Below are 673 nucleotides of genomic sequence, written 5' to 3'. Positions count from 1 at the left end.
ACAAATTGTCATGCTAAGAGTGATCCCTGAGCCTTAGCTAAAGAGTCGTGCTTCGCTGTTTCTATACTGGTCGGGTTTCATCCCGTCGGTAAAACCGAGGGTCTTCACCCGACATTGCAGATAAACTGGCCAAATAATGGGCAAAGGCAGATTTTCCCGTACCATACACCCCCGTTAAGGTCCAAGCGTGATGCCCCCTAGGGTCGAGAAACGCCGAGAGAATGCGCTCTAAGGTCGCGGCAGAGCGTTCCGTGAGGATATACCCCTGCACCGCATCCGGTCTGTCCAAATCTCGCTCTAGATTCACGGAACGGGAATAACGACGATTGAGGGTGAAATAGTGGGCGAGAGATTTTTTAGCGGGTGTAGTAGTCATGTAAAATCTGATGAGCTAAGGCTTGGGGATCATCATCAAAGGAAAACTGAATCTTACCTGCCGCATCGGCTAGGCTGATTTGTGGATAACGACGGGTGAGGTTTTCAATGGCAGCACAGAGGACACTTTCCGTCAGTTTAAAGATTAAGCCCGGACTCCCGAAATCATAGATTGACACTCCACTGCCTAAAGGCGAGTGGATTCTTTCCTCATAGACTCTTGTCTAGCCAATCAGAAATTGACCCCGACAGAACGTCTCCGAAAGCATTTTGAATCACGGGCTGTCCGACCGCGATT

The 673-nt window shown here is 49.6% G+C and carries 2 protein-coding genes; both read right to left on the bottom strand.

Features of this window, described 5'->3' with window-relative positions; genetic code table 11:
• Positions 1-61: 61 nt before the first annotated feature.
• Positions 62-376 carry a hypothetical protein gene (locus K4A83_RS22785; RefSeq protein ID WP_265267016.1) on the bottom strand — a complete coding sequence of 105 codons (315 nt, stop codon included), beginning with the start codon at positions 374-376 and terminating at the stop codon, positions 62-64.
• Positions 357-554: a DUF4007 family protein gene (locus K4A83_RS22780; RefSeq protein WP_265267015.1), complete on the bottom strand. Its 198-nt coding sequence runs from the start codon at positions 552-554 to the stop codon at positions 357-359. Before K4A83_RS22780 ends, K4A83_RS22785 begins: the two co-directional genes overlap by 20 nt.
• Positions 555-673 lie beyond the last annotated feature (119 nt).

It is taken from the genome of Spirulina subsalsa FACHB-351 (assembly GCF_026130165.1).
Taxonomy (GTDB): Bacteria; Cyanobacteriota; Cyanobacteriia; order Cyanobacteriales; family Spirulinaceae; genus Spirulina_A; species Spirulina_A subsalsa_A.
This window is presented reverse-complemented; position numbering and strand designations above follow the sequence as displayed.

What these genes read in the sequence shown, in the direction of transcription:
- K4A83_RS22785 (WP_265267016.1), bottom strand. Translation starts at nt 376, where the DNA reads ATGACTACTACACCCGCTAAAAAATCTCTCGCCCACTATTTCACCCTC.